Source organism: Actinomadura hibisca NBRC 15177, assembly GCF_001552635.1.
Lineage (GTDB): Bacteria > Actinomycetota > Actinomycetes > Streptosporangiales > Streptosporangiaceae > Spirillospora > Spirillospora hibisca.
This window is the reverse complement of the sequence record NZ_BCRO01000016.1, coordinates 1-8,217: the sequence shown is the minus strand read 5'-3', so window position 1 is coordinate 8,217 and position 8,217 is coordinate 1. Positions and strand designations below refer to the sequence as shown.

9 protein-coding genes are annotated in these 8,217 nt (G+C 72.7%); all 9 read right to left on the bottom strand.

Going from position 1 to position 8,217, the window contains the following annotated elements; genetic code table 11:
• Positions 1-98: 98 nt before the first annotated feature.
• Positions 99-461: a chorismate mutase gene (gene aroH, locus AH6_RS08005; protein ID WP_067476088.1), complete on the bottom strand. Its 363-nt coding sequence runs from the start codon at positions 459-461 to the stop codon at positions 99-101.
• A gap of 22 nt (positions 462-483) precedes the next feature.
• Positions 484-1,215: a pseudouridine synthase gene (locus AH6_RS08000; protein WP_067476086.1), complete on the bottom strand. Its 732-nt coding sequence runs from the start codon at positions 1,213-1,215 to the stop codon at positions 484-486.
• A complete protein-coding gene (gene scpB, locus AH6_RS07995; protein WP_083982415.1) occupies positions 1,212-1,874 on the bottom strand; it encodes an SMC-Scp complex subunit ScpB in 663 nt (220 codons plus the stop codon). Before scpB ends, AH6_RS08000 begins: the two co-directional genes overlap by 4 nt.
• Entirely contained in the window at positions 1,867-2,757 is an 891-nt protein-coding gene (locus AH6_RS07990; protein ID WP_083982413.1) for a segregation and condensation protein A, read from the bottom strand. The genes scpB and AH6_RS07990 overlap by 8 nt, the downstream gene beginning before the upstream one ends.
• 118 nt (positions 2,758-2,875) lie before the next feature.
• A complete protein-coding gene (locus tag AH6_RS07985) occupies positions 2,876-3,295 on the bottom strand; it encodes a hypothetical protein (RefSeq protein WP_067476083.1) in 420 nt (139 codons plus the stop codon).
• A 2-nt stretch (positions 3,296-3,297) separates the two neighbouring features.
• On the bottom strand, positions 3,298-4,179 hold the full coding sequence (locus AH6_RS07980; protein WP_373861755.1) for a ParA family protein: 882 nt from the start codon (positions 4,177-4,179) through the stop codon (positions 3,298-3,300).
• Positions 4,180-4,333: 154 nt separating this feature from the next.
• Positions 4,334-5,311: a site-specific tyrosine recombinase XerD gene (gene xerD / locus AH6_RS07975; protein ID WP_067476077.1), complete on the bottom strand. Its 978-nt coding sequence runs from the start codon at positions 5,309-5,311 to the stop codon at positions 4,334-4,336.
• Between the two features lie 198 nt (positions 5,312-5,509).
• A complete protein-coding gene (locus tag AH6_RS07970) occupies positions 5,510-6,154 on the bottom strand; it encodes an NUDIX domain-containing protein (protein WP_067476074.1) in 645 nt (214 codons plus the stop codon).
• Positions 6,151-7,845: a CTP synthase gene (gene pyrG, locus AH6_RS07965; protein WP_067476071.1), complete on the bottom strand. Its 1,695-nt coding sequence runs from the start codon at positions 7,843-7,845 to the stop codon at positions 6,151-6,153. The genes AH6_RS07970 and pyrG overlap by 4 nt, the downstream gene beginning before the upstream one ends.
• Positions 7,846-8,217: the final 372 nt, after the last annotated feature.

Genomic DNA, 8,217 nt, shown 5'->3' with positions numbered 1-8,217 from the left:
CCGGGACTCTAGAAACACCGCCTAGCGGTGGCCGGACAGGGGAAGGCCCCGTGCCGCGCGTGCGGCACGGGGCCTCCCGTGCTGGTCGTTCGACCGGGTTACTGGGCGATGTCCAGCCGCAGGGCCGTCGCGCCGCGCAGGTAGACGTGCTGGACCTCCGCGCGCGGCCGGTCGGTCTCGACGTGCGCCATCAGCCGGATCACCCGGGGCAGCGCGTGCGGCACCGCGATCTCGGCGGCGCACAGCAGCGGCACCTCGTGGAAGCCGAGCTTGCGGGCCGCCAGCGCCGGGAACTCGGCGGTCAGGTCGGGCGTGGCGGTGAACAGCACGCTGATCACCTGGTCGGTGGTCAGCCCGTTGCGGGCCATCACCTCGGCCACCAGCTCGGTGGTCGCCTCCAGGATCTGGTCCCGGTCGTCGGCGTCCACCTGGGTCGCCCCGCGTACCGCGCGTACCGCCACTTGTCGCCCCTCCTACAGGTCCCTACAGGTCCACGGCCTTGTACAGCTCGCCGACCTCTTTCACGGTCAGCGCCCGCAGCCCGCCGGGCTTGAGCTGGCCCAGCTTGATCGGGCCGAACTCTACGCGGGCCAGCTGCTGGACCGGGAACCCGACCTCCTTGAGCAGCCGCCGCACGATGTGCTTGCGGCCCTCGTGCAGGGTGATCTCCACCAGGATCCGCTTGCCCGCCTGGTCGAAGATCCGGAACTTGTCGGCCTTGGCCATGCCGTCCTCCAGCATGACCCCCTGCCGCAGCCGCTTGCCGAGGTCGCGCGGGATGGGCCCGTGGATCTCGGCCAGGTAGGTCTTGAACACCCCGTAGCTGGGGTGGGTGAGCCGGTGCGACAGCTCGCCGTCGTTGGTGAGCAGGATCAGGCCCTCGGTGTCGGTGTCCAGCCGCCCCACGTGGAACAGCCGCTCGGGCACCTCCACGTAGTCGGCCAGCGACTTGCGGCCCCGCTCGTCGGACATGGTGGACACCACGCCGCGCGGCTTGTTGATCATGTAGTAGCGCATCTCGGCGCGGGTCTCGACCCGGCGTCCGTCCACGTGGATGACCGCCGTCTGCGGGTCCACGCGCTCGCCGAAGCGGAACACCTTCTTGCCGTCGACCATGACCCGGCCCTCGCCGATCAGCTCCTCGCAGTGCCGCCGGCTGCCGATGCCGGCGTCCGCCAGGACCTTCTGCAGGCGTACGCCCTCGTTCTGTGTCACTTGTCCTCAACTATCTCTTCGGGCAGGTCGTCGGGCAGGTAGGGGGCCAGCTCCGGCAGCTCGTCCAGGCTCCGCAGGCCCAGGCGCTCCAGGAAGTAGCCGGTGGTGCGGTAGAGGTTGGCCTGCCCGTCGGGGTCCTGGCCGGCCTCCTCGATCAGGCCGCGCAACATCAGGGTGCGCATCACCCCGTCGCTGTTGACGCCACGCACCGCCGACACCCGCGCCCGGCTGACCGGCTGGCGGTAGGCGACCACCGCCAGGGTCTCCAGCGCGGCCTGCGTCAGGCGGGCCTGCTGGCCGTCGGTGACGAAGCGCTCCACCACCGGGGCGCACACGTCCCGGGTGTAGTAGCGCCAGCCGCCGGCGACCTCTCTCAGGTCGAACCCCCGGCCCTGGGCGGTGTATTCCGCGGCCAGCCCGCGCAGCACGGCGTTGATCTCGTGGGTGGGGCGCTCCAGGAGCTGGGCGAGGGTGATCGCGGCCACCGGCTCGTCCACCACCAGCAGGATCGCCTCGACGGAGGCGCGCAGGCCCGGTCCCTCCTCCGGCGGCGGGTCGGCGGGGCCCCCGGCGGCCTGCCCGGCGGGCTCTGCGGCGGGCTCCTGGGCGGGCTCCGCGGCGGGCTCTCCGGTGCTCGCCCCGGGAAGCGGTTCAGTCATCGGCGTCCTTGGTCTCGTCCTTCGGCGGGGCGCCGTCGTAGTCGTCGCCGACCGCGACGTCGCCCTCGTCGGTGCCGGTCCAGGTGATGTGCAGCACGCCCAGCGGCTCGTCCTGCTCGAAGGTGACCGCCAGCTCGCGGTACAGCTCCAGCAGCGCCAGGAACCGCGCGACCACCTCGTAGGTGCCCTCGGCGTCCTCGGTGATCACCCCGAAGGTGGTCTGGCGCAGCCGCCGCAACTTCTCCACCACGATGGTGGCCTGCTCCTTGACGCTGGCCTTCGGCTGGTACATGTGCTCGACCGACACCGCCGGCGGCGCCTTGGGCGCCAGCGCCTTGGCGGCCAGCTTCGCGAACTGCTCGGGGCTGAGCGCGAGCAGCACCTCCGGCAGCAGGCCCGCGAAGCGCGGCTCCATCGGCACCATGCGCGGGAAGCGGCGGTTCTGGTCGGCGATGCGGACCGCGAGGTCGCGGGCGACCTCCTTGTAGGCGCGGTACTGGAGCAGCCGCGCGAACAGCAGGTCGCGGGCCTCCAGCAGCGCGAGGTCCTCCTCGTCGTCCACCTCGCCGGACGGCAGCAGCCGGGCCGCCTTCAGGTCCAGCAGCGTCGCGGCCACCAGCAGGAAGTGGCTGGCCTGGTCCAGGTCCCAGTCCTTGCCGTGCGAGCGGATGTGGGCGATGAAGTCGTCGGTGACCTTGGCCAGCGAGACCTCGGTGATGTCCATCTTGTGCTTGGAGATCAGGCCCAGCAGCAGGTCGAAGGGGCCGTCGAAGTTGTCCAGGTGGACCAGGAAGCCCTTGTGCTCCTCCTGCCCGTCGGCCGACTGGCCCTCCGGCGGCGGCCCGGCGGGCTGGGCGGCCGCCTCCGGGGCGGCGGGTTGCATCACAGTCATCAACCGTAACGGAATCGGGGACCCGGCCAGGTCGTTCGCGGCCCGGCGGGGCCGGACGGCGGCCGGACGGGTGGTCAGGTGGCCGGGTGGCCGGGTGGCCGCCGCCCGCTCAGCCGTCGCTCAGCCGGCGGACCAGCAGGCTGTGCTCGCCGCGCGCCTCGTACTCGGCCAGCATGTGGGCGACCGCCTCGCGCACCAGCCGCCCCCGGTCGACCGCCAGGCCGTGCTCGGCCCGCAGCGCCAGGCGGAGCCGCTCCAGCTCCAGCAGCTCGTCGGCGGACACGTACACGGTGATCTTGGAGTCGTGCCGCTGGCGGCCGGTGGGCCGCCGCACGACCGGCACCGGGGCCGCCGGCGCCTGGACGGGCACCGCCACCTCGCCGGACGGGGGCGCGGGCGCGTCGGCGCCGGGGTCCGCACCGGGTTCCGCGGCATGTTCGGCGGCGGGCGGCGCGGCCGGTCCGGCCACGGGTCCGCGGGCGGGCGGTGACGGTGCGGTCAGCCGGAACAGCTCATCGGCACCGGGCATCCTTACCCGCCGTGACGCCACCTTTCGAGCACCTCCCGAGCCAGACCGCGGTACGCGTTCGCCCCCATCGAGTTGGGGTCGAAGTAGGTGATCGGCTCCCCCGCGACGGTGGCGTCAGGAAACCGTACCGTGCGGTTGATGACGGTGTGGAAGACCTTGTCGCCGAAGGCCTCGACGATGCGGCCGAGCACCTCGCGGGTGTGCAGGGTGCGCGAGTCGTACATGGTGCCGAGCACCCCGTCGATGACCAGGTCGGGGTTGATGCGGCCCTGCACCTTGTCGATGGTCTCCATCAGCAGCGCGACGCCGCGCATGGCGAAGTACTCGCACTCCAGCGGGATCAGCACGCCCTCGCTGGCGGCCAGCGCGTTGACCGTCAGCAGGCCGAGCGAGGGCTGGCAGTCGATGAGGATGTAGTCGTAGTGCGGGATCGCCGACTTCAGCGCCCCGGCGAGGATGTACTCGCGGCCGACCTCGTGGACGAGCTGGACCTCCGCGCCCGACAGGTCGATGTTGGACGGCAGCAGGTCCATGCCGTCCACGCCGGTCTCGATGACGACGTCCTCCCACTCGGTGTCGCGTTCGAGCAGCAGGTTGTGGATCGTCATGTCGAGCTGGCGCGGGTCGCCCTTGCCGAGGCCCACCGACAGCGCGCCCTGGGGGTCGAAGTCGACCAGCAGCACCCGGCGGCCGTACTCGGCGAGCGCGGCGCCCAGGTTGATGGTGGTGGTGGTCTTGCCGACCCCGCCCTTCTGGTTGCAGATCGAGACGATCCGCGCCGGGCCGTGCTCGGCCAGCGGCTCGGGCTCGGGGAAGACCGGCACGGGACGCTGCGTCGGCCCGAGAGCGCGTCTCGGATCGGTCTCTATGGTGGCGGAGGTCAGAACACCCTCCGCAGCGCGCGTGCTTGTCACCCAGATCCCTCCCGGCGGCCCGAAATGCCATCCAGAACCGGGACTCTATGGCCTGCCACCTCGGGTCTCAAGCCGACGCGCGCCGATAGTCGGTATTTGTCGGCGCGGGCCGTTCGGCCTCTGGTCAGCCCCTGGCGCGCGGATGGGAGGTCGCGTAGACCTCGCGGAGCAACTGGACCGTCACCAGAGTGTAGACCTGCGTGGTGGTCACCGAGGCGTGTCCGAGCAATTCCTGCACTACCCGGACATCGGCGCCGCCGTCGAGCAGGTGGGTGGCGAAGGAGTGCCGCAACGTGTGCGGGGAGACGGCCGACAGCCGGGCGCGCTCGGCGGCGGCGCGCAGCACCATCCACGCGCCCTGCCGTGACAGCCGCCCGCCGCGGGCGTTGAGGAACAGGGCGGGGCCGCCGCGCCCGGCGCCGTTCAGCTCGGGGCGGGCGCGCACCAGGTACGCCTCGACGGCGCGGCGGGCGTAGTCTCCGATCGGGACGACGCGGGTCTTGCCGCCCTTGCCGGAGACGCGGGCGAAGCCCTCGTCCAGGTCGAGGTCGTCCACGTCCAGGCCGACGGCCTCGGAGATGCGCGCGCCCGATCCGTACAGCAGCTCCAGCAGGGCCCGGTCGCGCAGGCCGCGGGCGGCCGCGGCCGCGCCCTCCTCGACGGTGGCGGCGGCCAGCAGCCGTTCGACCTCCTCGATGGAGATGGCCTTGGGCAGCCGCCGGGGCGGGGTGGGCGGCCGGACGTCGCGGGCGGGGTCGTCGCGGGCGAGGCCCTCGCGCAGCGCGAAGCGGTGCAGTCCGCGCACGGCGACCACGGCGCGGGCCGCCGACCCGGCCGCGAGCGGCGGATGCTCGGCGTCGCCCTCGCGCAGGCCGGTCAGGAACGCGCGCACGTCGTCCTCGGTGACCTGGTCGATGTCCGCGCGGCCGCGGCCGGTCAGGATCGCCAGGTAGCGGTGCAGGTCGCGGCGGTAGGAGCTGAGGGTGTTGGCGGCCAGCCCCCGTTCGACGGCCAGGTGGCCCAGGTAGGTGCGCACGGCGGAGTCCAGCGCCGATCCGGTGTCGGCGGCGGCGGAAGTGCCGCCGGTCGTGCTGGGGGACACAGCGCGGCACCTCTTCTGGGACGGGACGGTCGCGTGGGACCGCCGGGCGGGCAGGGCCCATTGTGCAGGGCCCATCATGCCCCTTCCGGCCGCGCGGGGGGACGTCATCGGCGGCGGGCCGGCCGCATGTCGCCGCGGGCGCGGCCCGGAACGCCGGACGCCCCGCCCCCGGGGAGGGGCGGGGCGTCCGGTCGTCGGTCACTCCTCGGGGGCGTCGGCGGGCCGCAGGTCGCGGTAGCCGCCGGCGCGGGCGGCGCTCAGCGCCAGGACGCCGAGGGAGGCGAGCATGTTGTGCACGTGCCCGGCCAGGACCTTGCCGACGGCCTCGTCGAGCGGCACCCAGACGACCGGCATGTCGGCCTCCTCGTGCACCCGCTCGAAGTCGATCTCGTCGGCGGGAACCTCGGTCAGGCCGCGCGCCAGGAAGATCCGGGAGCGCTCGTCCGACATGCCCGGGGACGGGAAGACGTCCACCAGCGTGTGCCAGGTCTCGGCGCGGTACCCGGCCTCCTCCAGCAGCTCGCGCGCGGCGAGCTGCTGGAGCGGCTCCCCCGGCACGTCGCGCAGCCCGGCGGGGATCTCCCACAGCTGGTAGCCCACCGGGTGGCGGTACTGGCGCAGCAGCAGGACGCGGTCGGCGTCGTCCACGGCGAGGACGCCGACCGACCCCAGGTGCTCCATGACGTCGCGGCCCACGAGCTCGGTGCCCGCGCCGTTGGGCATCTCGACCCGGTCGCGGCGCACGTTGAACACGTGGCCGCGGAACCGCTCCTCGCTGGACTCGACCGGCCAGCGCTCGGGCAGGTCCCGGACGTCGCCGGGGCCCGGGACGCCGCCGCTCATCCGGTGGCCGCGTCGCCCGCGCCGGCCGCCGCGCCGCCGCGCGCCTCGGCGTAGTCGATCGCGGCGCCGACCAGGCCGGTGAACAGCGGGTGCGGGCGGGTCGGGCGGGACCGGAACTCCGGGTGCGCCTGGGTGCCGACGAAGAACGGGTGCGTCTCGCGGGGCAGCTCGGCGTACTCCACCAGCCGGCCGTCGGGGGACAGGCCGGAGAACCACAGTCCGGCCTCCTCCAGCTGCGGCCGGTAGGCGTTGTTGACCTCGAAGCGGTGGCGGTGCCGCTCGGACGGCTCGGGCTCGCCGTACAGCTCGCGGACGATGGAGCCCTCGGCGAGGTCGGCCGGGTACAGGCCGAGCCGCATGGTGCCGCCCATGTCGCGCTCGCCGGCGACCACGTCGAGCTGGTCGGCCATGGTGGCGATGACCGGGTGGGCGGTGGCCGGGTCGAACTCGGTGCTGCCGGCGTCGCCGATGCCGGCCAGGTGCCGGGCGGCCTCGATGACCATGCACTGCAGGCCCAGGCAGATGCCGAGCAGCGGCACGCGGTTCTCGCGGGCGTGCCGGATCGCGCCGAGCTTGCCCTCGATGCCGCGCACGCCGAACCCGCCGGGGATCAGCACCCCGTCCACGCCGTCCAGCTCGCGCTTGGCGCCCTCGGGGGTCTCGCAGTCGTCGCTCTTGACCCAGCGGATGTTGACCTTGGCGTCGTTGCCGAAGCCGCCGTGCCGCAGCGCCTCGGTGACCGACAGGTAGGCGTCGGGCAGGTCGATGTACTTGCCGACCAGCGCGATGGTGACCTCGCGGGCCGGGTGGTGGACGCGGCGCAGCAGCTCGTCCCAGGCGCCCCAGTCCACGTCGCGGAAGGGCAGGCCGAGGCGGCGCACCACGTAGGCGTCCAGGCCCTCGGAGTGCAGGACCTTGGGGATGTCGTAGATGCTGGCGGCGTCCACCGCCGACACCACGGCCTCGCGGTCCACGTCGCACATCAGGCTGATCTTGTGCTTGAGGCCGTCGGTGATGGGCCGGTCCGAGCGGCACACGATCGCGTCGGGCTGGATGCCGATCGAGCGCAGCGCGGCCACCGAGTGCTGGGTGGGCTTGGTCTTCAGCTCGCCGGACGGGCCGATGTAGGGCAGCAGCGACACGTGCAGGAAGAAGCAGTTGTCGCGGCCGATCTCGTGCCGGATCTGCCGCACCGACTCTAGGAACGGCAACGACTCGATGTCGCCGACGGTGCCGCCCACCTCGGTGATGACCAGGTCGACGTCCTCGTCGGCCATGCCGCGGATGCGGTCCTTGATCTCGTTGGTGATGTGCGGGATCACCTGCACGGTGTCGCCCAGGTACTCCCCGCGCCGCTCCTTGGCGATCACGTTGGAGTAGACCTGGCCGGTGGTGACGTTGGCCGAGCCGTGCAGCTCGGTGTCCAGGAACCGCTCGTAGTGGCCGATGTCCAGGTCGGTCTCGGCGCCGTCGTCGGTGACGAAGACCTCGCCGTGCTGGAACGGGTTCATCGTGCCGGGGTCGACGTTGAGGTAGGGGTCGAGCTTCTGCATGGTGACCCGCAGGCCGCGCAGGGTCAGAAGCCGACCCAGGCTGGACGCCGTCAGTCCCTTGCCGAGGCTGGAGGCGACACCGCCGGTGACGAAGAGATGCTTGGTAGGACGCGTTCTACCAGTGGCTGCCGAAGGCAAGAAGAGACTCCCGTGGTCGTTGCGAGGCGGACGTTACGCACTGTCCACGGGCCACCAGGATAACAAACGGGGGAAGGTGCGCCGTCCGGGACACCCGGCGAACGGCCGGACGGCACCCTGGTCAGGACGTTCGCGGCCTTCCCAGCAGCCGGATCGGCCGCCCGGCGGCCCCTGGAGCCGCTGATCCGGGCGCCCGAAACCCCGAGCGGACACCTCGTCAGGCGCCCGGACGGACGTCCGGGCCAGGCACCGTCAAGAACCTCGACCAGCGCGCGAGTGACTACCTGTCCTGGCGGGGCGACGCCGGAGGCGAGCCCCGCCAGGACAGATCGCGAAGCGATGTGGCACTCGCAAAGCAACGGTCAGGGGGCG

Bases quoted from the DNA above. Each gene is read 5' to 3' on its own strand.
- AH6_RS07985 (WP_067476083.1), bottom strand. From the start codon at position 3,295: ATGCCCGGTGCCGATGAGCTGTTCCGGCTGACCGCACCGTCACCGCCC.
- AH6_RS07990 (WP_083982413.1), bottom strand. From the start codon at position 2,757: ATGCAACCCGCCGCCCCGGAGGCGGCCGCCCAGCCCGCCGGGCCGCCG.
- AH6_RS07970 (WP_067476074.1), bottom strand. From the start codon at position 6,154: ATGAGCGGCGGCGTCCCGGGCCCCGGCGACGTCCGGGACCTGCCCGAG.
- scpB (WP_083982415.1), bottom strand. From the start codon at position 1,874: ATGACTGAACCGCTTCCCGGGGCGAGCACCGGAGAGCCCGCCGCGGAG.